The 23881-nt window shown below is 27.4% G+C and carries 27 protein-coding genes and 1 pseudogene; 10 read left to right on the forward strand and 18 right to left on the reverse strand.

What is annotated here, in order from left to right; translation table 11 throughout:
- Window positions 1–21: 21 nt before the first annotated feature.
- Complete coding sequence (locus ARA19_RS10265; protein WP_055070876.1) at window positions 22–438, reverse strand: Fur family transcriptional regulator; 417 nt, start codon at window positions 436–438, stop codon at window positions 22–24.
- 286 nt (window positions 439–724) lie between these two features.
- Here ARA19_RS10265 and ARA19_RS10270 point away from each other — a divergent pair, with 286 nt between their 5' ends.
- Window positions 725–1930, forward strand: a complete 1206-nt coding sequence (locus tag ARA19_RS10270) for a 6-phosphofructokinase (RefSeq protein ID WP_055070877.1) — start codon at window positions 725–727, stop codon at window positions 1928–1930.
- Between the two features lie 93 nt (window positions 1931–2023).
- On the opposite strand, the gene ARA19_RS10275 is transcribed toward ARA19_RS10270, so the two are convergent.
- Window positions 2024–3316, reverse strand: coding sequence for an aminotransferase class V-fold PLP-dependent enzyme (locus ARA19_RS10275; RefSeq protein ID WP_055070878.1), 1293 nt, complete (start codon window positions 3314–3316; stop codon window positions 2024–2026).
- A 437-nt stretch (window positions 3317–3753) separates the two neighbouring features.
- Here ARA19_RS10275 and abc-f point away from each other — a divergent pair, with 437 nt between their 5' ends.
- A complete protein-coding gene (gene abc-f / locus ARA19_RS10280; RefSeq protein WP_055070879.1) occupies window positions 3754–5688 on the forward strand; it encodes a ribosomal protection-like ABC-F family protein in 1935 nt (644 codons plus the stop codon).
- 182 nt (window positions 5689–5870) lie between these two features.
- On the opposite strand, the gene ARA19_RS10285 is transcribed toward abc-f, so the two are convergent.
- From ARA19_RS10285 to ARA19_RS10295, 3 genes are all read right to left on the reverse strand, one after another.
- A complete protein-coding gene (locus ARA19_RS10285) occupies window positions 5871–6335 on the reverse strand; it encodes a dUTP diphosphatase (protein WP_055070880.1) in 465 nt (154 codons plus the stop codon).
- Window positions 6336–6498: 163 nt separating this feature from the next.
- The gene (locus ARA19_RS10290) at window positions 6499–7170 is read right to left on the reverse strand and encodes a prealbumin-like fold domain-containing protein (RefSeq protein WP_055070881.1); all 672 of its coding nucleotides are present in this window, start codon (window positions 7168–7170) and stop codon (window positions 6499–6501) included.
- 103 nt (window positions 7171–7273) lie between these two features.
- Complete coding sequence (locus ARA19_RS10295; RefSeq protein ID WP_055070882.1) at window positions 7274–7831, reverse strand: DUF1836 domain-containing protein; 558 nt, start codon at window positions 7829–7831, stop codon at window positions 7274–7276.
- Between the two features lie 203 nt (window positions 7832–8034).
- Here ARA19_RS10295 and trhA point away from each other — a divergent pair, with 203 nt between their 5' ends.
- Window positions 8035–8685: a PAQR family membrane homeostasis protein TrhA gene (gene trhA, locus ARA19_RS10300; RefSeq protein ID WP_055070883.1), complete on the forward strand. Its 651-nt coding sequence runs from the start codon at window positions 8035–8037 to the stop codon at window positions 8683–8685.
- 209 nt (window positions 8686–8894) lie between these two features.
- Here trhA and ARA19_RS10305 read toward each other — a convergent pair whose 3' ends face one another.
- Both ARA19_RS10305 and ARA19_RS10310 read right to left on the reverse strand, forming a co-directional pair.
- Window positions 8895–9761 carry a LysR substrate-binding domain-containing protein gene (locus ARA19_RS10305; RefSeq protein ID WP_055070884.1) on the reverse strand — a complete coding sequence of 289 codons (867 nt, stop codon included), beginning with the start codon at window positions 9759–9761 and terminating at the stop codon, window positions 8895–8897.
- Window positions 9762–9774: 13 nt separating this feature from the next.
- Window positions 9775–10077: a hypothetical protein gene (locus tag ARA19_RS10310; RefSeq protein ID WP_055070885.1), complete on the reverse strand. Its 303-nt coding sequence runs from the start codon at window positions 10075–10077 to the stop codon at window positions 9775–9777.
- Window positions 10078–10214: 137 nt separating this feature from the next.
- Here ARA19_RS10310 and ARA19_RS10315 point away from each other — a divergent pair, with 137 nt between their 5' ends.
- Window positions 10215–10907 carry a polysaccharide deacetylase family protein gene (locus ARA19_RS10315; protein ID WP_055070886.1) on the forward strand — a complete coding sequence of 231 codons (693 nt, stop codon included), beginning with the start codon at window positions 10215–10217 and terminating at the stop codon, window positions 10905–10907.
- Between the two features lie 90 nt (window positions 10908–10997).
- Here the strand turns inward: ARA19_RS10315 and ARA19_RS10320 are convergent, their stop codons facing one another.
- From ARA19_RS10320 to ARA19_RS17620, 8 genes are all read right to left on the reverse strand, one after another.
- Window positions 10998–11525 carry an N-acetylmuramoyl-L-alanine amidase gene (locus ARA19_RS10320; RefSeq protein ID WP_055070887.1) on the reverse strand — a complete coding sequence of 176 codons (528 nt, stop codon included), beginning with the start codon at window positions 11523–11525 and terminating at the stop codon, window positions 10998–11000.
- A 78-nt stretch (window positions 11526–11603) separates the two neighbouring features.
- Window positions 11604–12242 (reverse strand): hypothetical protein, encoded by a 639-nt coding sequence (locus ARA19_RS10325; protein WP_055070888.1) that lies wholly within the window; start codon window positions 12240–12242, stop codon window positions 11604–11606.
- Window positions 12243–12605: 363 nt separating this feature from the next.
- The gene (locus ARA19_RS17610; RefSeq protein ID WP_157452249.1) at window positions 12606–12761 is read right to left on the reverse strand and encodes a hypothetical protein; all 156 of its coding nucleotides are present in this window, start codon (window positions 12759–12761) and stop codon (window positions 12606–12608) included.
- A 228-nt stretch (window positions 12762–12989) separates the two neighbouring features.
- Entirely contained in the window at window positions 12990–13943 is a 954-nt protein-coding gene (locus ARA19_RS10330) for a carbohydrate kinase family protein (protein WP_055070889.1), read from the reverse strand.
- Window positions 13944–14003: 60 nt separating this feature from the next.
- Complete coding sequence (locus ARA19_RS10335) at window positions 14004–14192, reverse strand: DUF4250 domain-containing protein (RefSeq protein WP_055070890.1); 189 nt, start codon at window positions 14190–14192, stop codon at window positions 14004–14006.
- A 54-nt stretch (window positions 14193–14246) separates the two neighbouring features.
- Window positions 14247–14417 (reverse strand): hypothetical protein, encoded by a 171-nt coding sequence (locus ARA19_RS17615; protein ID WP_157452250.1) that lies wholly within the window; start codon window positions 14415–14417, stop codon window positions 14247–14249.
- Window positions 14418–14431: 14 nt separating this feature from the next.
- The gene (locus ARA19_RS10340; protein ID WP_055070891.1) at window positions 14432–14617 is read right to left on the reverse strand and encodes a hypothetical protein; all 186 of its coding nucleotides are present in this window, start codon (window positions 14615–14617) and stop codon (window positions 14432–14434) included.
- Between the two features lie 18 nt (window positions 14618–14635).
- Complete coding sequence (locus ARA19_RS17620; RefSeq protein ID WP_157452251.1) at window positions 14636–14800, reverse strand: hypothetical protein; 165 nt, start codon at window positions 14798–14800, stop codon at window positions 14636–14638.
- 102 nt (window positions 14801–14902) lie between these two features.
- Here ARA19_RS17620 and ARA19_RS10345 point away from each other — a divergent pair, with 102 nt between their 5' ends.
- From ARA19_RS10345 to ARA19_RS10355, 3 genes are all read left to right on the forward strand, one after another.
- Window positions 14903–15616 (forward strand): glycerophosphodiester phosphodiesterase family protein, encoded by a 714-nt coding sequence (locus ARA19_RS10345; RefSeq protein WP_084764438.1) that lies wholly within the window; start codon window positions 14903–14905, stop codon window positions 15614–15616.
- Between the two features lie 2 nt (window positions 15617–15618).
- Window positions 15619–16398 carry a histidinol-phosphatase HisJ family protein gene (locus tag ARA19_RS10350; protein WP_242862424.1) on the forward strand — a complete coding sequence of 260 codons (780 nt, stop codon included), beginning with the start codon at window positions 15619–15621 and terminating at the stop codon, window positions 16396–16398.
- Between the two features lie 258 nt (window positions 16399–16656).
- The gene (locus tag ARA19_RS10355) at window positions 16657–17613 is read left to right on the forward strand and encodes a D-alanine--D-alanine ligase (RefSeq protein WP_055072104.1); all 957 of its coding nucleotides are present in this window, start codon (window positions 16657–16659) and stop codon (window positions 17611–17613) included.
- 113 nt (window positions 17614–17726) lie between these two features.
- On the opposite strand, the gene ARA19_RS10360 is transcribed toward ARA19_RS10355, so the two are convergent.
- Window positions 17727–17945 carry a hypothetical protein gene (locus ARA19_RS10360; protein WP_055070894.1) on the reverse strand — a complete coding sequence of 73 codons (219 nt, stop codon included), beginning with the start codon at window positions 17943–17945 and terminating at the stop codon, window positions 17727–17729.
- Between the two features lie 396 nt (window positions 17946–18341).
- Window positions 18342–19205, reverse strand: a pseudogene (locus ARA19_RS10365) (tRNA 2-thiocytidine biosynthesis TtcA family protein); the annotation flags it as partial.
- 302 nt (window positions 19206–19507) lie between these two features.
- On the opposite strand from ARA19_RS10365, the gene ARA19_RS10370 reads away from it, so the two are divergent.
- The 3 genes from ARA19_RS10370 to ARA19_RS10380 all read left to right on the forward strand — a co-directional run bounded on the left by ARA19_RS10370 (window position 19508) and on the right by ARA19_RS10380 (window position 22841).
- Window positions 19508–19777, forward strand: a complete 270-nt coding sequence (locus tag ARA19_RS10370; RefSeq protein ID WP_055070896.1) for an ACT domain-containing protein — start codon at window positions 19508–19510, stop codon at window positions 19775–19777.
- 12 nt (window positions 19778–19789) lie between these two features.
- The gene (locus ARA19_RS10375) at window positions 19790–21142 is read left to right on the forward strand and encodes a PFL family protein (RefSeq protein WP_055070897.1); all 1353 of its coding nucleotides are present in this window, start codon (window positions 19790–19792) and stop codon (window positions 21140–21142) included.
- A gap of 115 nt (window positions 21143–21257) precedes the next feature.
- A complete protein-coding gene (locus ARA19_RS10380) occupies window positions 21258–22841 on the forward strand; it encodes an ABC-F family ATP-binding cassette domain-containing protein (protein WP_055070898.1) in 1584 nt (527 codons plus the stop codon).
- A 170-nt stretch (window positions 22842–23011) separates the two neighbouring features.
- Here the strand turns inward: ARA19_RS10380 and ARA19_RS10385 are convergent, their stop codons facing one another.
- Window positions 23012–23872: a polysaccharide deacetylase family protein gene (locus tag ARA19_RS10385; RefSeq protein ID WP_055070899.1), complete on the reverse strand. Its 861-nt coding sequence runs from the start codon at window positions 23870–23872 to the stop codon at window positions 23012–23014.
- Window positions 23873–23881 lie beyond the last annotated feature (9 nt).

A 23881-nucleotide genomic window follows, 5' to 3' on the forward strand; every position in this document is an offset into this window, starting at 1 on the left:
AGGCTGTAATACTTCTTTCTTTTAGTTTTCTCTCTTCTCAGAGCACTCTTCACATATTCCTTTTAATTTCAAATCATGTTCCACTAATTTAAACCCAACTTTTTCTTTTAACATTTCTTCAATTTGATTCATAGGACATGGTATTTCAACCTTCTTATGACAAAGACTGCACTCTAAGTTATGCTTATGACTCTCTCTTTTTATCCTGTAATTTGCCTTGTTATCTCCTAAAAATATTTTTTCAACTAAACTTTTATTTTCAAATAAATCTAGAGTTCTATAAACTGTTGATAAATTTATATTATCATCTTTTTTAGCTTCTCTATATATATAATCAGCACTTAAACTATCCTTACTTTTTAATAAAATATCATAAATTATTATTCTAGATTTTGTTACTTTTATATTATTATTTTTTAATATCTCTTTTATATCCATAATTAAAACTCCTAATATAGTATGTTATTTATATATTATACCATATAAATAAGTATCTAAATTTAATATTTTATAACAGCTTGTTTAAAGGCATTGTAACTTCTTATCATTCATATTAATTTATATTGACTACTTTTTCTTATGCACTTTCAATAAAAATAATTAATATTTTTCTAAATTTTATATTGATTTAAAGAATAAAATATACTATATTAATTAATGAAGTATGTTTTATTTTAAATAGTATAGCATATATAATTTTTGAAATTGGAAAGGGAGTATTCTAATGAATTGTATAATAGCTCAATCTGGTGGACCTACAACTGTTATAAACTCTAGTGTCTACGGTGTAATAAAAGAAAATTTTGATTTAAATCTATATGAAAATGTTTATGGTGGTGTTAATGGTATAGAAGGTATTCTAGCTAAAAAAATAATAAATCTTTCTTCTATTGACCAAAATAAACTAGAAATTTTTAAAAATTCACCTTCCTCTGGATTAGGCTCCTGTAGATATAAGCTTAAGGATTTTTCAGAAAACGAAGAAGAATATAAAAAGCTTATCTCTATTCTAAGAGAGTATAAAATTTCTACATTCTTTTATGTAGGTGGTAATGACTCTATGGATACTATAGCAAAACTTAGTACCTATGCTATAGCTAAGGATATAAATATTAAGTTCATTGGTATACCTAAAACTATAGATAATGACTTAAAATATATTGACCATACCCCTGGTTTTGGTAGTGCTGCAAAGTTTATCTCAACTTCAGTTCTTGAAACTTACTTAGATTCTAAAGTTTACAGTAATAATGGTATCTTTATATTAGAATCTATGGGAAGAGATACAGGTTGGTTAGCTGCTGCTGCTTCTCTTGCAAAAATTAAAGGAACTAGCTGTGTAGATTTAATTTATCTTCCTGAAAGCTCATTTTCTTTAGATAAATTTATAAAAGATGTACAAAAAGTGTACAATGAAAAACACTCTGTATATATAGTAGCCTCTGAAGGATTAAAAAATAAAGATGGTGAATTCTTATCAGCTACCAAGTCAGAAACCCACGATAATTTTGGTCATAGCCAATTAGGTGGAGTTGGTTCAATATTAAAAGCTGTAATATTAAAAGCTAATATTACAAAGAGAGTAAAAGTTCTTGAACTTGGTGTTTTACAAAGATGTTCTATGCACTGTGCTTCTGAAACTGATTTACACGAAGCGGAACTTGTTGGAAGATACGCTTTAAAAAATTCTATGAATTGTACTAATGGTCTTATGGTATCTATTAAAAGAATTTCAAACTTACCATATAAGTCTGAACCAATATTTATAGAAGCTAATAAAGTTGCTAATAACATAAAATATTTTCCTACTGAATGGATAAATGAAGAAGGTAATGGTGTAACTGAAGAAGCTTTAGCTTACTTAACTCCACTAGTAGAAGATTTAGACTCTACTAACACTTTACCAATCTATGAAAGCTTTGCTATATAATAAAATTAGTAATTTAATAATTAAGGACTATCTCAAACTTCTTATTTATCTTTTTGAGATAGTCCTTTAAATAATACTCCCCTAGGTCATCTTTTAACATTTTTTCGAAATATCTTCTAATATACTTAAAAACTTATTTATTTCCTCAAAATCGTTATACATAGCTAAACTCGCTCTAATCATTCCAGGTCTTGGAATAGTCGGATCTTTAATATATTTATAGGTTTCTGCATCAGTCATTTCTAGCAACCTTTTTGTGTAAGGCTGTGCACAAAAACATCCATGTCTTACTGCTATAGCACCATCTTCAGCTAATTTATTAGCAAGATCTTCATGATATATCCCTTCCATGTTAAATGCTATTACACATAATCTATGAACCACTTCTTTGTTTCCGTAAATTATTACCCTTGGTATTTTTTCTATTTCAGTTAAAAAATAATCCCTTAGCTTACATTCGTGATTCATTATTTTTGAAAAGCCGATTTTATTAATTGTTTTTAGTGCAGCTACTAAGGCAACCACTCCTAAAAAATTTGGAGTTCCTGCTTCAAACTTTGATGGAGCCTCATGCCAATAAACTTCATTATCAAAAACCATGTCTACTGCACCACCACCCTTTAACATAGGTTCTTTCCTATTTAATTCTTCTTTCAATCCAATTACTACTCCAGTTCCAAAAGGTGCATATATTTTATGAGCTGAAAAAACTAAAAAATCAATATAGTCATCCTCTTTAACTCCTTCCATTTTTATTGGTTCATGAGCTACAAGCTGTGCTACATCAACAATTATTTTAGCACCATAACTATGCACTGTTGATGCTATTTTATTTATAGGGTTAATAAATCCTGTTACATTAGAAGCTCCTGTTATAGTTACAAATTTTATTTTTCCATTAGCCTGTTTTAATTTATCCTCAATATCACTTATATTTATTTCTCCTCCCTTATCCACATCTACATATAGCACTTTAGCTACATATCTCCAAGGTAAATCATTAGCATGATGTTCCATTTTTGTGCTTAAAACTTGGTCATCTTTTGATTCTATCAAAACATTTGCTAAAAGATTTATTCCCTCAGTAGTATTTTTAACATAAATTACTGTATATTTATCTTTGTTTTTTATATTAAAAAAATCTAAAATTATTTCTCTCGATCTTTCATAAAGATTGGTACACTTCTGGCATTTTATCCCACTCCCTCTACCAATAGAAGCATAATATTGCAAATATTCATTTACATAATGTTCTACTGATTTAAAGGCAGGAGTTGTAGCACCATTATCAAAATTAATAGGAATTACTTTAGTGCCATTTTTAAGTGGCACATAATCTTCTATTCCAACAAATAAATCTCTAAAATCATTTCTATAAAAAAACATACTACCTACCTCCACTATATTTTATTCAAAATAGCACCATATAGTTACCATTTATATGATTTCCCTTATTAACTTTCTAGTAATTTGAACTTAAGATTCTTTATTAGTATAATTATTAAGTAATATATCTTTAGTTATTTTTACTTAATAGCTATTTTAAAAATATATTCTCAAAATATATTTTTAAAAAGTTATAATATTTTATACCTAAAGATTATTACTCTATAAAAAACAAATTAAAATGACTTAATTTGTTTTAAAGATTATAGACTTTATATAAACTAAGACTTAATTCACATAGAATTTTAACTCTAGCTGAAATTTAGTCAAAGTTATTTAAAGAACTGTGTCTGTCTATGTCTAGTTTATGGAATATTGAAAACAGACACTAGTCATCAAATAAAAATCTCTTAGGATTTAAAGGAGTTAAATATATTATGATAATTTTAAGTTGTAAAAATGTAAAAAAAAGCTTTGGTATAGATGAAATTTTAAAAGATGTAAATTTTTCAATCAATGAAGGAGACAAAGTAGGTTTAATCGGTTCAAATGGAGAAGGTAAATCAACACTTTTTAAAATATTAACAAAAGAACTTGAATTTGATTCTGGTGAACTATTTATAGATAAAAGTAAGTCTTTAGGGTATTTATCGCAAAATCTTTCCTTAGACAATAATAATTCTATATATTCTGAAATGCTTTTAGTTTTTTCTGATTTAATATCCTTAGAAGAAAAACTTAGAACTTTAGAAGTTAAAATGGGAGAACCTTATGACCCTAGTAAAGAAGCTTATCACAATAAATTAATAAAGGATTATACAACGTCTCAAGAACTTTTTGAACATAGAGGTGGTTATACATATAAAGGTGAAATTTCTCGTGTTTTAAAAGGCTTAGGTTTTAATGAAAGTGATTATGATAAAGAAATTTCTTTGCTAAGTGGTGGTCAAAAAACAAGAGTTGCCCTTTGTAAATTATTATTATCTAAGCCTGAAATACTACTATTAGACGAACCAACAAACCACTTAGACCTAGCTGCTATTGAATGGCTTGAAGAATATTTAAAAGCATATAAGGGTACTATTCTTGTTATATCCCATGATAGATTCTTCTTAGATGCTGTAACAAACGCTACTTTCGAATTAATTTCTGGAAAAGTTAATACTTACAATGCTAGTTATACAAAGTTCTTAGAACTTAGAGAAAAGGATATAGAAGTTAGATTGAAAGCTTATAATCTTCAACAAGCTGAAATAAAAAGACAGGAAAAAATAATAGAAAAATTCCGTTCCTTTAATAGAGAAAAAAGCATTAGAGCTGCTGAAAGTAGAGAAAAAGCTCTTGAAAGAATGGAACTTGTTGAAGCTCCTGAAATCATAAGAAGAGCATCTAATATAAAATTTGAGGCACCTATAAAAAGTGGTAATGACGTATTACATGTTGAAGATCTTTCAAAAAGCTATGGTGAAAAAGTACTATTTAAGAATATTTCCCTTGATTTAAAAAGAGGAGATAAAGTAGCCTTAATAGGTGAAAATGGAAGAGGTAAAACAACTTTATTTAAAATATTGCTAGATAAAATAAAAGCTGATTCAGGAAATTTTTCTTTAGGTAAAAATGTTTTTGTAGGTTATTATGACCAAGAACAGTCAGATTTAGATTTAAATAAAACAATTTTAGATGAAGTTTGGGACAGTTTCCCTAAAATGACTACCACAGAAATAAGAAATGCTTTAGCATCATTTCTATTCACTGGTGATGATGTTTTTAAAACTATTGATAAATTAAGTGGTGGAGAAAAATGTAGAATAAATTTATTAAAATTAATGCTATCTAAATCAAATTTCCTTCTACTTGACGAACCTACAAACCACCTAGACATAATTTCTAGAGAAGCCTTAGAAGAAGCAATCTTAAGTTATGATGGAACATTAATGGTTATATCCCATGATAGATACTTCTTAAATAAAGTTATATCTAAAATACTAGAACTTTCTGAAGATAATATTACTACTTATTTAGGAAACTATAATTATTATTCAGATAAAAAGGCAAATCCAAATAGATTTGAAACTTTTAACGAAGAAATTAATAGTGGTAAAACTAAAACACAAATTCAAGAAGAGAAAAAGAAAAGAAGAGAAAAAGAAAAACAAGCTAAGTCTCTTTCTTTAAAAATAAAAAATATAGAAAAAGAAATAGCCTCAAAAGAAGAAGCTCTAGTAGGTTTAAATGAAGAACTTTGCAAAGAAGAAATTTATTCAAACCCTAAAGAAAGTGAACGAGTTCATGGGCTAATAGCTACTATAGAATCAGAAATCCAAGATTTATATACCGAATGGGAAGAAACAACTCTACTTTTAGAAGAGTAATATATTTAAGGTGCTGTATCAAATCAGCACCTTGATAGAAACTGTTATAGAAAAAATATTAGAGCTTCTTTACGTAGTGAGTGGTCACAAATGGTGAATCTATATAGCTAGATAAAAGGCAGAGAGGATATATCTGTAATTTGATACATCCTCTTTTATTTCATGACTATTGTCAGTAATATTTATTTTGTTCCTGTAGTTCCAAAGCCTCCACGATCTGAATTTCCAAAGGATTCTACTTCTTCAAATTCAATTTCAGGCATAACTTCCATTATTCTAAATTGTCCTATTTTATCTCCTTTTTTTATCCATGTACCTTCTTCTTCAACACCATCTACAATTCTTACATCCTTACATTGCAAACAGTATACAGGCATATGCCATTGATCATTATCTCCTATATAAGAATCATCAATTACTCCAACACTATTACTAGCTATTATCTTCCATGTTTTAAAAGTTGAACTTCTTGGTGCAAGGTGACCTTCCCATCCTTTAGGTAACTCTAAAGCAAAGCCTAATGGAATCATTGCACCTTCCCCTACCTTTACAAAAACATCTTTATTTGCAAATACATCAATCCAATTTCCCTTAGCTATTTTTTCTAATTTAGTTGCACCTTCAAAATACTTTATTCTAATTTTCATATGTAATTATATCCTTTCTTATTATTAAATTTTCTTTACTATTATTTTATTCTACTTTTAAATTATCATTATAACATATTATCCTTTAAACCTAAATAAGGGAAGACTATAGTCTTCCCTTATTTAATTAAAATTGTTTTGAAATCCCAAACACACAAAATTATTATCTACATCTACATCTACATTTACAGCAGCACATAGCTTTTTTAACTGCTGCATTAACAGCTTTATTTATAGCTCTCATAGTACATTTATCTACTAATCTTCTTCTCTTGTGAACTATAATCATTCTTTGGTTTCTATGACCTGGTCTTATGGCAAAATGAGCTGATGGGTAATATTGTGCACATTCAAATAAACATGGGTCTAAGTCTTGCTCTACTCTGTATATTCCATCTTCTAAGCAAGTAAATGTTGCAGCACCGTTTTCATCTGTTTTTTTAGTTCCTATTAATTTTTCACATCCACGATCTACTTTATATAAACTAACTGGAGCATTTTCTAATGGTTCACCTTGAGCACAATCTAATCTAGAAACAAGATTTAAAGTACCACTTTGTGGAACTCTTTTACATGGATCTGGTCTCCAAGTTTGTTCACAATCTAATCCATTATCAATATATTCTCCATCGTCGTCACAAGGATCGTCATCATAATCATCATCTTTATCGCATTTGCATTTACATTTGCAATGACGGCTATTATTATTATTATTGTTATTATCTTCCTCAAAATCGTTGTTTGGGTCTCCAAAACAAGGATCCATTGCTCCAAAATCATTATCTAAAAATCCATCGTTATCATTATGGCAATTCATATATTCTTCAAAATTCATCACTATACCTCCTAAAGCACTTTATTTGCTTTACTTAATATATATATATGTAATTACCATTTATTTGGTACCTATTTTCTTCAATTTAATAACTTTTTTTACATTATTTATTTAACCTTTCGACAATTTCTTCACTTAATCTTCTATACAGATTTGCTTTTGTAGCTAAAACAACTGATAATGCTAAATTCTTCTCATATTCATCCTTAAATTCCATACTATCTAATTCCTTAGAATAATTTATTATTTCCTCTTCAAATTCATCTACTTGCTTTACTCTAATATTATTTATATTATTATAAACCCCTTCTAAATCTAAGTTATTTCTACCATTTTCAATATCTTCTACCATTGGCTCTAATAATTTTTGTATATCATTTATAGATAATATACCTTTTAATTCATAAATTAAAGAAACTAATAATATATGTTCCTTACTATACTTTTTTTTCTTTACCGGCATTAGAAGTTTACCCTTAACATAGTTATTTATCATTGTTTTAGTTAATATTTTATCATCTTCTTTTCTTTTTAATCCTTCTAATTTATTATCAAACAATTGTATTACTTGATCCATATATAAATCTATATCTGGTATATCATTTAAATCTATATTATTTATCTTATTTACCTTCTTCACTAGTTCCTCTATATTTTCCATTTTCAATCTCCTATTCTAAACCAAAATTATCTTAATAAAATAATTATATACTATGAAATTATTTTTACAATATAAAGTTTTTAAAACTTATTTATTAATATTTTAAAATATATATTGACTTCATAATACTTTAATAAGATAATATAACTATTATTATAAGTAGTTTTTAAAACTAGATATTTTAAAAAAATTAGGAGGATTTTATGAATAAGATTTTTAGAGAACCTATAAATGGTCTGTCACACTTATTTGGAGCTATTTTATCATTGGCAGCTCTTATAACAATGATAATAAAAGTTTCATTATTTGGTTCTAATTTAACTTTAGAATTTATATCTGTATGTACCTTTGGAATAAGTTTAATATTATTATATAGTGCATCTGCTACTTACCATCTTGCTATTGCTTCAGAAAAAATTTTATTATTTTTAAGGAAATTAGATCATTCTATGATTTTTCTTCTTATAGGTGGCACTTATATACCTTTTTGTTTATTAGCTTTAGATGGTGCTCTTAGAATTGTTTTAACCTCAATAATAGTGTTACTTACTATTGCAGGAATTATATTTAAATTATTTTGGTTTAAATGTCCTAGATGGCTTTCTACATCACTTTATATTGGAATGGGTTGGATAGCAATTTTTATCATATATCCCCTTTACAATTCTATTTCTCTATCTGGAGTGTTATGGTTGCTTTTAGGAGGAATATTATACACAATTGGAGGAATTATTTATGGTCTAAAGCCTAAGTTCCTAGAATTTAAATTTTTAGGATTTCACGAAATATTTCATATTTTCATATTATTAGGAAGTCTATGTCACTTCATAGCTGTATTCTTCTATTTACTTTAATCATAGAAAAGAGATTATTTCAGACAATTTCTAAATATATCATTTTATAGTTATTTTTCTTCATCTACCCAAATTTAATCTAGAAGCATGAGACTGTTTATCTCCTACTTATAGAAGATAGGAATATTACATCCTCTAGATATCAGATAAATCTATATGAAAAATTAAAGGTTGTATGTCCATACTTCGGACATACAACCTTTTAAATATTATTCAAATTCTTTTGATTTTTTTATAAAACTACATATAGTTTCTGATAAAAACTTATCTTGATGATATATTAATTTAAAATCTCTTTTTATATTTTCTTCATCTATTATGTTAAGAACCTCTACATCACCTTTTTCTAATTTTGATGAAACTGCTCTAAAAGGAACACATGATATTCCAAGACCAACTTCTACTAATTTTATTATAGCCTCTACATTTCCAAGTTCCATTGAAATTTTATATTCTATATTTTTTGAATTTAAATAATTTTCTATGATTTGTCTAGTTCCACTTCCCTTTTCTCTCATTATGAATCTATTTAACAAATCATGTTCATCTTTTTCTTTTACACCTTTAAACCCTATGAAAACAAGCTCATCTTTCCAACTATAATCAACTACTAATTCTTTGGATAAAACATTTCCTTCTATAAATCCAATATCAACTTCATTGTTTAAAAGTTTATTTTCAACCTCTTCAGAATTTCCTATAGTTATAACTATATCTATATTTTTATTTTCATCTAAAAATTCCTTTATTATTTTTGGTAAAAAACAAGATCCTATAGTTGTACTTGCACCTATTCTTATTCTTCCTTTTATATTATTTTTACAATCATTAAGTAAAGTAAGTGCTTCATTATGTAAATTCAACACTCTATTCACATACTTTAAATACAATTCTCCTTCATAAGTTAAGTATAATTTTTTACCTATTCTATCAAAAAGTCTTGCACCTGTTTCTGTTTCAATCTCCTTAATTGCTTGACTTACTGAAGGTTGACTTATATAAAGCTTTCTTCCAACTTCAGTCATGTTTAATGTTGTAGCTGTTTCATAAAATATTCTTAACTTTCTAAAGTTCATATACAAACTCCTATTATTTTTTATTAACTTCCTCGTAATCTACATCTATTATAGGTCCATTGTAATCATCATTTGCTTTATTGCTTTTTCCTTCTCCACCCCTAATATTTGTATTATAATAAGTAGTCTTGTTACTTTGATTTTCAAATTCATTCATCTTTTTTAATATTTTTCTCTTAGTATATGCAATATATCCCCATATACCTAATCCTATAGCTGCACTTCCTATGATTATATATGGTAATACAAAGAAAAACACCTTACAAACTACTATTATAAGTATAATTGATATTATTATATTCAATGCATTTTTCATAAAAATCCCTTCATTCATATAACGTTTTTATTTATTATATCATAGTAATATTATTTTTAAAATGATATTAATTTTAATAAAATTTAAATCTTAAGCAAATAATAAATTTAAAAGTATATTAAAAGGTGGGTTTTACCATGTTAAAAAAATTATCAATATTTATTTTTTCGTTTTTTTTCATTGTTTTTAATCAAATAACCTATGTTTATCCCTTAGAAAATCAACCTAAAGTAATTTATTTAACCTTTGATGATGGACCTAGTAGTAATACTGATAAAATCCTTGATATTTTAAAAGAAGAAGAGGTTTGTGGCACATTTTTTTTAATGGGTAAACTTATTAATAATAGTCCTACTACTGTTAAAAGAATCTTTGACGAAGGCAGTGCTATAGGATTACATTCTTTTAGCCACGAAAGATGTATATATAATTCTAAAGAAAAATTTTTAGAGGAAATGCTTAAAACTCAAAAGATAATTGAAAATATAATTGGAGAAAAAGTTTGTATAATTAGATTTCCTTTTGGAACAAATAATATGTCATTTAAGCTTAAAAATGATTGGGTAACTTTACTCCATGAAAATTCTCTTAAAATTTATGATTGGACTCAAGATACTGGTGATGGAACCAATGTTAATCTTGCACCTAACTTAATATTCAAAAATTCTATATCTAAAGATAATAATATTGTTTTATTAATGCATTGTGCTGAAGCTAATAATAATTCTGTAAAAGCCTTACCAGAAATAATAAAATATTACAAATCTAAAGGTTATGAATTTAAAACAATCACTCCTGATACTCCAGAGTTGTATAAAGTAAAAAAATAAATTATCTAAAACATCTTCCTTTAAAATAAAAAGAGTATTCCTAAAGAGAAATAAAACTCCCTTTGAAATACTCTTTGTTTTTTATAAGTATTATTCACTAGTAATAGCATTCACTATATTAGTTGCTATAGCATTAAGTTCATCTTTTCTACACCGTTCTATTGATTCTTCAAAGAAAAGCCTTATTATTATAGTAGGCATATTATTATGTGATATTAAATAATTCTCCCCTAACTTTACACCTCTATCATAATAATTTAAAGTTGAAACTTCCTTCAATATTTTTTCTGCAAATTTGAAAGCTTTTCCATAACCACTAACCCAACATTCTATAGCTTTCTTATGATATAAATGAAAAGAAAATTCTAAATGCAAAGATGAATTTAATTTATTTATATTCCTTACTCTATAACTCAGAGAATCTCCTACAAAATTAAATTTTTCATTCCATGGGGTACAGTCTATAGCCTCATATCCCAATGCATTTAATTTCTCAATTACTAGATTTAATACTTCCTTTGTGTATTGCTCTTCTAATCTATTACCTATAGAATCAGCATTTGGATAGCATTTATATCCTGCATCTAAACTTATTGTCGATCCATTCACTAAATGCATACTATCCCTCCTAGCGATTTTAGGACTTTGTTTATATACTATAGTATGCATAAGTGTTCTTTAAGTAACCATTTAATTTTACATTATTTTACTGATTGACATTACATTATTATTTACTTCATAAACAAAATTTTCATTTAAAGTATTAACAAAAGATTTTATCCAAGCATTTCTAAGTTCATAGAAATTACTTACATCTCCACCTACTTTATCCCAGAATACTTTGTGTAAACATCTTTGAGCTGACCACTCTATTTTATCTTCTGATGAGCTTAAAATTTGATTTATTCTATCACAAGGCATTCCTTCTAATATGTAATCATTCATAGCCTTATAAATATCTTCTGCACTTTCTACATCAGAAATATTTTCTATGTAACTTTTAGCATTTTCTATTCCTTTGTTTTTATATATTTCTAATAAATTAGCTTTTAAATTTTCATTTGCTTTTAATATTTCAGTAGTGTAAAAAGCAACTCTTCCTTCTGCTGAATTTATAGCTTCTTGTAACCAACCATGTATATTGCTTTCATCTATTAATTTATCTAAAGGCTCATCCTTAAGTTTTTCTCCAAATCTCTCATTAGCCTCTTTAACTAATTTATCTATATCAATTGAATTTACTTTTGCTAAAGCCAAAGTATCCTCTTCTAATCCTTCAAACCACTTTATTTTTTCAAATAACCAAAAATGTATTTTACCTAAAAATAGACTCATATTTATTCCTCCTTAGTAATCATGTAAAAATTTCCTAATAGCTATGTTTTTAATATTAAATAACTATAATTATTGCTTTTATCAAAATATTTTACTTGCTTTAAAATAAATTTAAATTTCTTTTTATATGTCATATTATATACTATAAAGCTTTTTTATTCCGTATCCTTTGTTACCAAATTATATAGGTAATCTTTATTTTATATATAGAAGAAAAACTTACTGCATTAAATCAACTTCTTTATAACTTTTGTACCTTAGGTAAACTATGAAATGTTAAACCTATATAACTAATTTAAAAGCAAAAGGGATATATCTATAAGTTCGATACATCCCCTAAGCTTTTTTAATATATAAATTAAATTATTCTTCTTCCACTTCTATTGTATTTTCAACAAATTCATCTTCTTGATTTTCTTCTAAATTTTCATTATTTTTTTTGTCATAAGCAATAGCTGCAGCAAATGCAGTAGCTGCTGCTAATAACATTAGTGCTTTACCTTTTTTTATTTTAAACACAAGCTTCACCTACCTTAACTAAATAAATATATAATTTATAGTTCTTTAATATTTTTTAGGTATTTATTATGGGCTTATACTCTAATAATATTTTATCTAATAGTTAGGTACTATATCTTTTTAATTCATATATAGTCTCAACCTTCTAGATAAGTCCAATTAACTCAGTACAAACTACTAAGTTTATACTTACTATTATACCCATTTGAGCTCTCTTATTCCATTATTTTATAATATTTTTTTCGATTTCCATTCCATTTCATTAACCATTGATGATATTTTTTCAAAACACATTTCTGGATGTATTGTCTTCTCATGTGCTATAGTTAATACAGACATTGACATTGCAAACTTAACTATTTCTTCTATAGGAAGATTATTCATGTAACCATGTCCCATTCCTGCTACAAAAGAATCTCCAGCTCCTGTAACATTAACAACATCTACTTTTCCAGTTCCTATTTTTCCACAATTATCTTTATCTTTATAGAATATTCCATCAGCATCTAAGCTTATAAATACTCTTTCAATTCCAAGTGATAAGAAATAATTACTAGCATTTATTAAATCCTCTTCATCTATAATAGGAAAACCAGCTAATATTTCAGCTTCATGTCTGTTTGGTTTTATTGTATGGAAATACTTTATTAAATGTTTTACATTCATAGCTTTTTCCGCTGAAACTGGATCTAATATAAACTTAGTGTTTTTAAATTTCTTAACCATATACTCCATTATTTCTGGATTATCAGCATCAAGAACCACATATTCTGCATTTTCTATTATTTCTGCCTTCTCATCTATAAATTCAGTACACATTTCATCTATACTTTTCATATCTGCTATGGCTGAAACCATTTCTCCATTTTCATCTAATATAGCTAAATATGTTGGTGTTGATTTACCTTTTAAGATTAATGAATCTGACATATCATAACCATGTTCTTTTCCATGAGCCATTATAGCTTTTCCATTTTCGTCATCACCTACGATAGATATAAACTTTACATTTACTCCTACTCTAGCCATATTTTCTGCTATATTTCTACACACACCTCCAAAAGACATCTTTACCTGTCCAGGTGTTGAATTGTAAGATCTATATTTAGTCTTACTAAATCCAAATATATCTATTATTGAAGCCCCAAAAACTAATATATATGGTTCTCTTCCTGTGTTCATTAACATTCCCTCCAAAATATCTAATTTATCAAATATCTATTATTTAAATTAAATTTAATATTACTTAAATTGGTTTAAATTCTTATTATATTCAAATCCAGCTTTCCCCAAAGTTTCTTCTAATTGTTTTCTATCTATATTATTATCATCACATAAGCTATCTAGAGAACCATAAAAATCTCTAAGCTTTAAGTTTATAATACTATATAACATTAAGGGATCCATTTCCTTAAAATTACTAATTTCCATTTTGTTATCCTCCAATTAGAAATTTAATTTCTCTTATTTTAAATTTAATTTTATTTATTTTCTATTATATATTACTTCAATGACTTCTACAAATATTTTATATTTTTTATTAACAAATTTAATAAAAGTGCATATATTATTATTATCTAATTGCTTTTTATTCTCAAAACTCATACTATCACTTGTTATTTTATTTTTCTCAAAGAAAAGGGCTATGTTCACCATAGCCCTTTTTCCTTTTATTTCACTTCTTTTATTGATTTTATTATTTCAGACTCTATTAACTCTGATTTAGAAAACCCTTTTTTAAAGTATCTTATTTGTTTATACTTTATTCCACCCATTTCAAAATCTAAAACATCAATTCTATCACCTTTATAAACTACCTTTTCATTTTTACCTTTTAATTCTATAATTAATTCCATTTTCAATTCTCCTATTTTCTATTTTTTATTTCTAATTATTCTAAAACCAATTAAAACGCCTAAAACTATTAATGAAACTAAAATTACTATACTACCTTCATAAAAAAAGTATATTAATAGCCCTATTATTAATCCTAGAAATCCTAGTGCTGCTGGCCATATATATTGTTTAGCTTTATCCAATCCATCCACACCTCTATTCTAAAATCTTAATGAATTCTATTCCATTATGCCATTTTTATTGATATATTTGAATAAGAATATTAAATTTAGGAGGTTATAAAAATGACTTTAAATTTAGCTCATAGAGGATTTTCTTCTAAATATCCTGAAAATACAATGAAAGCTTTTATAAAATCTATTGAGGAAGGACATTGCCATGGCATTGAATTAGATGTTCAACTATCTAAAGATAACATCCCTTTAATACTTCATGATGAAACTTTAGACAGAACAACAAATGGAACTGGTTTTCTTAAAGATTTTACTTATTCAGAATTAAGAAAACTAGATGCTGGTCAAGGAGAAAAAATCCCTTCTTTAGAAGAATTCTTAGAATTTGCAAAGGATAATAATATTTATATAAATTTAGAACTTAAAAATAGTATAATCAACTATAAAAACCTTGAAAATATTGTGCTAAATAATATATATAAATTTGGATTAGAAGAAAAAGTAATTGTTTCTTCCTTTAATCATCTATCTATGATAAAAATTAAAGAATTAGATAAATCTATAAAAACAGGTCTACTTTATGATTGTTGGCTTAATAATCCTGCTGACTATTGTCTTAGTTGTGGTGCAGATGCTCTTCATCCTCATTATTCTTCTATTCTTGACAAACAATACCTACAAAACATACTTAATAAAAATATTTCTGTCAATTGTTATACAGTAAATGATGAAGAAGACATGTCAAAGCTTATAAACTTAGGTGTTTCCTCCATTATTACAAACCACCCTGATAAGTTAAACCAATTACTTAAGAAAGGTCTTTAATCATGTTTGATTTACACTGCCATTCTAATAATTCTTTTGACTCAAAGGAATCTATAAACAACATGGTTCTTTCTGCCATAGATAAAAATATTAAATATATAGCTTTTACAGAACATTATTCTTCAAATAAAAATAAAAAAACTTATGGACACTTTAATAAGAAAAAATTTGAAGACGATATATTAAAAGCTTCACAACTATCTAATGAAATAACTATATTAAAGGCATTGGAAATTTGTGAACCACATTTAGAAAATCTAGAATCCATTGATTTAAACGGATTTGACTTTACCATTGGTTCTATTCACAATGTTGGTTCCTTAAGCTTAAGAAATTTATGTAGTAAATATAATAAAATAGATGCCTATAATATTTATTTCGAGGAATATTTAAAAATGGTTACATTAGGTGGTTTTAATATTGCTGCTCACTTAGATTTAATGAACAGATATGCTTTTGATACTTTAGGTAATTACGATTTTAATCTTCATAAAGATATTATAGAAGAAATTCTAAAAAAAATTATTTCTAATGATATAGCTCTAGAAGTAAACTGTTCAGGATTAAGAAAATCTCTTAATTCTTTACATCCATCTCTTGAAGTTTTAAAATTATATAAATCTTTAGGTGGAGAACTTATTACCATAGGTTCTGATGCTCATAAAGCTAGTGATATATTTTGTGGTTGTAATTATGGATTAGAAGTAATAAAAAAATTAGGCTTTAACTATATTTATACCTTTGAAAAATTTCAAAGAAAAAAACACAAAATAAAAAATTAATAGTATTTTCAGAATATATCTCATTAATAAAATATGAATTTATTCTATGTTTATACAGATAATTTAATATTTTTTAAAGAGATATATTGAATTATTATTAAAAGAAAACATTTAAATATATGTTTTGATAAAAAGTTTTTTAAATTTTTATTATTTATTATTTTTTTTGCACACAGAATCGAAATAAAGTGATATAATTAAAACGCATTATTCATACATATACAAATTAATTTTTATGTACGGAGGTTTATGATAATGATGAAAGTTGGAGTTTTAATGGGTGGAATATCTTCTGAAAGAGAAGTTTCACTAGATAGCGGAAATAATGTTATTGAACATTTAGATAAAAGCAAATATGAAGTAATTCCAGTAGTAATTGACAAGAAAACAGATGTAATAGAAAAGGTTAAAGATTTAGACTTTGCTCTATTAATGTTACACGGTAAATTTGGTGAAGACGGAAGAGTTCAAGCTATACTTGAAACTTACGAAATCCCATACTCAGGATGTGGCGTATTAGCTGGTGGTTTAGGTGTTGATAAAGACATAACTAAACAAATCTTACGTTACAATAACATAAGAACAGCTGACTGGTTTGTTGTTAAATCAGTAGAAGAAATAGATTACGCTAAAATCGAAGAATATGGTTATCCTGTAATGGTTAAACCAGTTAATGGTGGTGGAAGTGTTGCTACTTTTATAGTTAAGAAAAAAGAAGATGTTGAAGCTGCTGTTCTTGACGGTTTAAAATGGGACGAAGAAATCATGATAGAAAAGTTCTTAACTGATGCAACTGAAATAACTTGCCCAGTTGTAAACGGAAAAATGACTTCTGTTATAGCTATAGAACCAAAAGGAGAATTCTTCGATTACGAATCAAAATATACTGCTGAAGGTTCAAAGAGATATGTTGTTGAACTTCCAGAAGAATTACACAAAGAAGTTGAAGCAATGGCTGTAGGAACTTACCACGCTCTTAAAACTAGCGTATTAACAAGAGTTGATATGCTTATAAAAGATGGTGTTCCTTATGTATTAGAAGTTAATACATTACCAGGAATGACTAAAAACAGTTTAGTTCCTGTAAGCTTAAAACATTTCGGTATCGAAATGGGTGAATTCTTAGATATGGTTATCGAAGAATCAATCAAAGTTAGAAAAAGAGCATATGACTTAGATAACGCTAGAAATAATGGTGTTGAAGTTATAAAATAATTTTTTAGTATAGGAGGATGTATCGAATTACAGATACATCCTCTTTGCCTTTTATCTAGCTATATAAAAGATTATTCCCCTTTAATATTTTTATTATTCTAAAAATATTTTGTTTAATAAAAAATATTAAATCCTTCATAATAGAAATTAGTTTCTAAAAGATATCTTATAAACTCTGGATCGTCCGTAGCATAAACTCCATTCTCTATAACCTCATAAGCAACTCCACAATAAATTAATGCTCCTATGGGTATTGCTTTAACAGGAATTGAATTTAAACATATAATTGCTGTTCCTGCTCCTATTAGGCTATAAATAACAATTCTTTCCATAGTAATATATTTTTTTATTTGTTTCTTTACCCTCCTTGGTGTGGGTATAGTAATTGCTTTAACTATCATACTTAATATTCCATATTTACATACTATCTTTAAATTATATTATTTCAACACATTAATTAAGACCAATTTTCCTTAAAAGCTTTCCATAAATATATTTAAGAATAGCTAAAAGGCAGAGTGAATGTACCTATAATTTTCATACATCACTCTGCCCTATAAAAATTTTTAAAGTTCTTTTACTTCTTCTAAAGAAAGTCCTGTTTTTTCAGCTATTACAGCTGGTTCTAAAACATCTAAAAGATTTTTAGCTATTTTTATTTTTTCTTTTTTTGCTTCTTCTTTAGCTATTTTTTCATACTTTAATCCTGTAACTGGCTCAAGTAAACTATCTTTATCATAAAAATCTAAATAGGAATAGTCTTCTCCATCAATTTGCCACCCAAGTATAGAATCAACACTTACATTTTGAGCTGCTCTAAATATAGATTTATCAACTCCGTTAAAGTTTTTCTTGAATTCTTCTATCATATCTTTTATTTCAAATCTCTTATTTCCTATTTTCTTAGCTGCTACCATACAAGCACAATTAAGAGGCCAAATTCCTGATCTTTGAGTAAAATTCTTTATGTATTTTTCTTCTATGTAATACATAGGTCTTATAAGCTCTATATCATCAAAGTTTGTAGCCTTTAACTTTGGTAACATGGTTTTAAAGTTTCCACCATAAAGTATGTTAAGCATTGTTGTTTCTATTACATCATTGAAATGATGTCCTAAAGCAAGCTTATTACACCCAAGCTCTTTAGCTTTTGCATATAAAGAACCTCTTCTCATTCTTGCACACATATAACAAGGATAATCTTGTGCTATTTTATCAACCACTGTAAATATACCTGAATCGTAAATATGTACTGGTATATTTAAATACTCACAGTTATCCTCAAGAAGTTTTCTAATATGTGGATGATACCCTGGGTCCATTGCTATAAATTCAACATCAAATTTAACTTGTCCATGCTTTTGTAGTTCTTGAAATAATTTTGCTAAAAGCAGAGAATCCTTTCCTCCTGAAATAGCTATAGCTACCTTATCTCCCTCTTCTACTAATTTGTAATCCTTTATAGCTTTTATAAATTTTGACCATATTTTCTTTCTATATGATTTTACTATACTTCTCTCTATATCTGCTAAGGGTATTCTTTCATTAAAAGGAACTAAAACTTCACATCCTTCACCTGCTATACCGCTCATTTAATCACCTCACTGAATTTCTTTTTAAACTTAGCTTTTATTATAGCAATTATAATTTTAATTTACAATAAAATGAGAGCTAATTTGAATTTGGCTTATTATTCTAAAGAAAAAAATATATACAATTCATATATATAATCCTCATTATTTTTAAATCTCTCAACTTTATCAACATATTTAATACTTTAAATAATATTTTTACAGCTATATTATCATACTAATATTAATCCTTATTTATAAAGTTAAAATTCTGTGGTAAAATATGTAATTATAAAATATATAAAAAAGTTGGGGTGTTATTTATGAAAGCAATAGTTACTGTTGTTGGAAAAGACAGAGTTGGTATTATTTTTGAAGTTTCTAAAATACTTTCTGAAAATAATATAAATATTTTAGACATAAGTCAAACTATATTAGACGGATACTTCACTATGATGATGATAACAGATATTTCAAAATCCTCTAAAGATTTAGATTCAATAAGAAACATCTTAAAGGACTTTTCTAAAAAAGCAGCTTTAGATATATCAATTCAACATGAAGATATATTTAATTCTATGCATAAGATTTAAGGAGGATTATAAATGATTACACAAAATGAAGTACTTGAAACCCTCTCAATGATTAAAGAACAAAATCTAGATGTTAGAACAACAACTCTTGGTTTATCTTTACTTGATTGTGCCAATGATAATATGGATAAACTTTGTAATAATATTTATGATAAAATCACAAAAACAGCTGAAAACCTTGTTAAAACAGCTGAAGACATTGAAAAGGAATTTGGTATACCAATAATAAATAAAAGGATTTCTGTAACTCCTATTTCTATAGTTGCTGCTACTACTAAATCATCTTCTTATGTTCCCATAGCAAAGGCCATGGATAAAGCTGCAAAAGAAGTTGGTATTGATTTTATAGGTGGTTTTTCTGCCTTAGTACAAAAAGGATTTACAGAAAGTGATTTAACCCTTATTAATTCCTTACCTGAAGCTTTAAAAGAAACAGATATTGTTTGTTCATCTGTTAATGTTGGCTCAACTAGATATGGAATAAATATGGATGCTGTTAAGCTTCTTGGAGAAACCATAAAAAAAACAGCTAGTATAACACCTGATGGTTTTGGTTGTGCTAAACTTGTTGTTTTTTGTAATGCTGTAGAGGATAACCCTTTTATGGCAGGTGCTTTTCATGGTGTAGGTGAAGCTGAAAAAGTCATAAATGTAGGCGTTAGTGGCCCGGGTGTTGTTAAAAGAGCTCTTGAAGAAGTAAAGGGAGAAAATTTTCAAACCGTTGCTGAAACAATAAAGAAAACTTCCTTTAAAGTTACTAGAATGGGGCAACTTGTAGCAAGAGAAGCTTCTAAGCGTTTAGATATTCCCTTCGGAATAGTAGACTTATCCTTAGCACCAACTCCGGCTGTTGGTGATTCAGTAGGAAGAGTATTAGAAGAAATGGGATTATCAAACTGTGGTACTCATGGAACTACAGCTGCTCTAGCCCTATTAAATGATGCAGTAAAAAAAGGTGGTTTAATGGCTTCTTCTTCAGTAGGTGGTTTAAGTGGTGCTTTTATTCCTGTATCTGAAGATGAATGCATGATAGAACAAGCTAAAAATGGATTCTTAACTTTAGAAAAGCTTGAAGCAATGACCTGTGTATGCTCTGTTGGTCTTGATATGATTGCCATTCCAGGCAAAACAACAGCTAGCACAATCTCTGGAATAATTGCTGATGAAGCTGCTATTGGAATGATAAATAATAAAACTACAGCAGTTAGAATAATTCCTGTTCCTAATAAGGATGTAGGAGACATGGTTGAATTTGGTGGTTTACTTGGTAGTGCCCCTATAATTAAAACTTCACCTGGAAATTGTGATTTGTTTATAGAAAGAGGGGGAAGAATCCCTGCACCACTTCACTCTTTAAAAAATTAAATTTCTACTATGCTTTTTTATAAAACGCTTTTATGTTATAATACAATGTAAAAGCGTTTTATAATGGCTTATTAAAAATAAACATTATACATATGAAAGGAATTGAAGCGATTTAATGATTACGGTAACTAATGTAAGTTTAAGATTCGGTGAAAGAAAATTATTCGAAGATGTTAATTTAAAATTTACTCCAGGAAATTGTTATGGTGTTATTGGTGCTAATGGTGCTGGTAAATCAACTTTCCTAAAAATACTAGCTGGAGAAATTGAAGCTAATACTGGAGATGTCTCTTTAGCTCCAAACTCAAGAATGTCTGTACTTAAGCAAGACCATTTCCAATATGATGACTGTGAAGTATTAAAAACAGTTATGATGGGAAATGAAAGATTATTTCAAATTATGGAAGAAAAAGATGCCCTATATGCAAAAGCTGATTTTTCAGATGAAGATGGTATAAGAGCTTCTGAACTTGAAGGCGAATTTGCTGAAATGGGTGGTTGGGAAGCTGAATCAGATGCTTCCTCATTATTACAAGGTTTAGGAATCGGAACAGAACTTCACTATAAAACTGTTGGTGAATTAACAGGTGATGAAAAAATTAAAGTTCTTTTAGCTCAAGCTTTATTTGGTAAGCCTGATGTACTTATCCTAGATGAGCCTACTAACCACTTAGATATTAAAGCTATAGAATGGCTTGAAAACTTCCTTGCTAACTTTGAAGGAACAGTTATAGTTGTATCCCACGATAGACACTTCTTAAATATGGTATGTACTCATATTTGTGATGTTGACTTTGGTAAAATAAAACTTTATGTTGGAAACTATGACTTCTGGTATGAATCAAGTCAATTAGCTTTACAAATGGCTAAAGATCAAAACAAGAAAAAAGAAGAGAAAATCAAAGAACTTCAAAACTTTATTGCTAGATTCAGTGCTAATGCATCTAAATCTAAACAAGCAACTTCAAGAAAGAAACTTCTTGATAAAATAACTCTTGATGATATTCAACCATCAAGCAGAAGATATCCATTCGTTGGATTTAAACCAGAAAGAGAAGTTGGTAACGACGTTCTTATGGTAGAAGGTTTAACAAAAACAGTTGATGGTGTTAAAGTTCTAGATAATGTTAGCTTTATCCTAGGAAGAGAAGATAAAATAGCATTCGTTGGAGATGAAATAGCTATCACTACTCTATTCCAAATCCTTATGGGAGAAATGGAACCAGATGCTGGATCATATAAGTGGGGTGTAACAACTTCACAATCATACTTCCCTAAAGACAATACAGAATACTTTGAAGATTGCGATTTAACTCTTGTTGATTGGCTTAGACAATACTCAGAAGAGAAATCAGAAAGCTACTTAAGAGGATTCCTTGGAAGAATGTTATTCTCTGGAGAAGAAGCTTTAAAACAAGCTAAAGTATTATCAGGAGGAGAAAAAGTAAGATGTATGTTATCTAAAATGATGCTTAGCTCAGCTAACGTTATTATCTTAGACCAACCTACAAACCACTTAGACCTTGAATCAATAACAGCAGTAAATAATGGTCTTATGGATTATAAGAGCGTAATATTATTTGCTTGTCACGATCACCAATTCGTTGAAACAATTGCTAATAGAATAATTGAAATAAATGATGGTGCTGTTAAGTTCAATAAAGAATGTACTTACGATGAATATTTAGAAGCTAAATAATAAAAAAGAGGATGTATCTATAATTTGATACATCCTCTTTGCCTTTTATCTAGCTATATAGCTATCCCAGCAGATGAAAAAATATGTTTATAAAAGTAATATAAATTAAGGTACTGATTTGATACATCCTTTTTTTTGCTTAAAGACTAAATAATACAAATTTTATTTTATTAGTTGATTCTTTTAAAAATATATCCTTCTGAATTAAAGTAATCTATGATTTCTGGAAGCATTTCTACAGTTTTTTCTTTCCCTTCTCTATCATGCATAAGAACAACTACATATTGTTTACCTTTTGCAGTTTTCTTCACATAATTTATCATTTCCTCTTTAGTATAGGGCTTTCCTTCAGCATCCCCATTTAAAGAATTCCAATCTATATTTTTTATATTTTCTTCTTCAAACTTTTTATTGAGTTCTGGCAAATTTGGATCATGATAATACTTCCTGCTTCCATAGCCACCTGGCATACGTATTAATATATTTTCACAATTTCTTTCTCCAATTAGTTCATTTAAAACTTCCTCTGTTTTTTTAACCTCTTCTAAAAATGAACCTACTTGAACTTTATTATTCTTATATATCTTTGAAAAATCATGACTATATGTATGATTACCTATACTATGCCCTGCTTCATATAATCTAAGTAATCTTTCCTTATTTTCTCCTAAAGATAATCTTTCTCCCACCACAAAAAATGTAGCCTTTACCCCTTTATCATTTAATATGCTTATTATTTTATCTGTATTAACACTTGGTCCATCATCAAAGGTCAAAAAAACAATTTTTTCATTTTTCAAAGGTCCTTCATAGATATTCTTTAACATTAATTTCACGTCATCTACATCAATAGCCTCATCCACTGTTGGCCCCCCACAAGTTACACCTTCTTTTGTAAAAAAGTCATCTCTTTTCACTGTGAAATTTTTGTATCCTAAATTTAAACTACTAAGAATAAATCCTGCACATAGTAAAATAACTATGTATTTTTTTAACTTTTTTTTACTAATAAATCTACTAATTACACTCACCTTCTATCA

The organism is Clostridium massiliamazoniense (assembly GCF_001403635.1).
GTDB classification, from domain to species: domain Bacteria; phylum Bacillota; class Clostridia; order Clostridiales; family Clostridiaceae; genus Sarcina; species Sarcina massiliamazoniense.

Coding starts and splice junctions, on each gene's coding strand:
- ARA19_RS10265 (WP_055070876.1), bottom strand. CDS start 438: ATGGATATAAAAGAGATATTAAAAAATAATAATATAAAAGTAACAAAA.
- ARA19_RS10270 (WP_055070877.1), top strand. CDS start 725: ATGAATTGTATAATAGCTCAATCTGGTGGACCTACAACTGTTATAAAC.
- ARA19_RS10275 (WP_055070878.1), bottom strand. CDS start 3,316: ATGTTTTTTTATAGAAATGATTTTAGAGATTTATTTGTTGGAATAGAA.
- abc-f (WP_055070879.1), top strand. CDS start 3,754: ATGATAATTTTAAGTTGTAAAAATGTAAAAAAAAGCTTTGGTATAGAT.
- ARA19_RS10285 (WP_055070880.1), bottom strand. CDS start 6,335: ATGAAAATTAGAATAAAGTATTTTGAAGGTGCAACTAAATTAGAAAAA.
- ARA19_RS10290 (WP_055070881.1), bottom strand. CDS start 7,170: ATGAATTTTGAAGAATATATGAATTGCCATAATGATAACGATGGATTT.
- ARA19_RS10295 (WP_055070882.1), bottom strand. CDS start 7,831: ATGGAAAATATAGAGGAACTAGTGAAGAAGGTAAATAAGATAAATAAT.
- trhA (WP_055070883.1), top strand. CDS start 8,035: ATGAATAAGATTTTTAGAGAACCTATAAATGGTCTGTCACACTTATTT.
- ARA19_RS10305 (WP_055070884.1), bottom strand. CDS start 9,761: ATGAACTTTAGAAAGTTAAGAATATTTTATGAAACAGCTACAACATTA.
- ARA19_RS10310 (WP_055070885.1), bottom strand. CDS start 10,077: ATGAAAAATGCATTGAATATAATAATATCAATTATACTTATAATAGTA.
- ARA19_RS10315 (WP_055070886.1), top strand. CDS start 10,215: ATGTTAAAAAAATTATCAATATTTATTTTTTCGTTTTTTTTCATTGTT.
- ARA19_RS10320 (WP_055070887.1), bottom strand. CDS start 11,525: ATGCATTTAGTGAATGGATCGACAATAAGTTTAGATGCAGGATATAAA.
- ARA19_RS10325 (WP_055070888.1), bottom strand. CDS start 12,242: ATGAGTCTATTTTTAGGTAAAATACATTTTTGGTTATTTGAAAAAATA.
- ARA19_RS10330 (WP_055070889.1), bottom strand. CDS start 13,943: ATGAACACAGGAAGAGAACCATATATATTAGTTTTTGGGGCTTCAATA.
- ARA19_RS10335 (WP_055070890.1), bottom strand. CDS start 14,192: ATGGAAATTAGTAATTTTAAGGAAATGGATCCCTTAATGTTATATAGT.
- ARA19_RS17615 (WP_157452250.1), bottom strand. CDS start 14,417: ATGGTGAACATAGCCCTTTTCTTTGAGAAAAATAAAATAACAAGTGAT.
- ARA19_RS10340 (WP_055070891.1), bottom strand. CDS start 14,617: ATGGAATTAATTATAGAATTAAAAGGTAAAAATGAAAAGGTAGTTTAT.
- ARA19_RS10345 (WP_084764438.1), top strand. CDS start 14,903: ATGACTTTAAATTTAGCTCATAGAGGATTTTCTTCTAAATATCCTGAA.
- ARA19_RS10350 (WP_242862424.1), top strand. CDS start 15,619: ATGTTTGATTTACACTGCCATTCTAATAATTCTTTTGACTCAAAGGAA.
- ARA19_RS10355 (WP_055072104.1), top strand. CDS start 16,657: ATGAAAGTTGGAGTTTTAATGGGTGGAATATCTTCTGAAAGAGAAGTT.
- ARA19_RS10360 (WP_055070894.1), bottom strand. CDS start 17,945: ATGGAAAGAATTGTTATTTATAGCCTAATAGGAGCAGGAACAGCAATT.
- ARA19_RS10370 (WP_055070896.1), top strand. CDS start 19,508: ATGAAAGCAATAGTTACTGTTGTTGGAAAAGACAGAGTTGGTATTATT.
- ARA19_RS10375 (WP_055070897.1), top strand. CDS start 19,790: ATGATTACACAAAATGAAGTACTTGAAACCCTCTCAATGATTAAAGAA.
- ARA19_RS10380 (WP_055070898.1), top strand. CDS start 21,258: ATGATTACGGTAACTAATGTAAGTTTAAGATTCGGTGAAAGAAAATTA.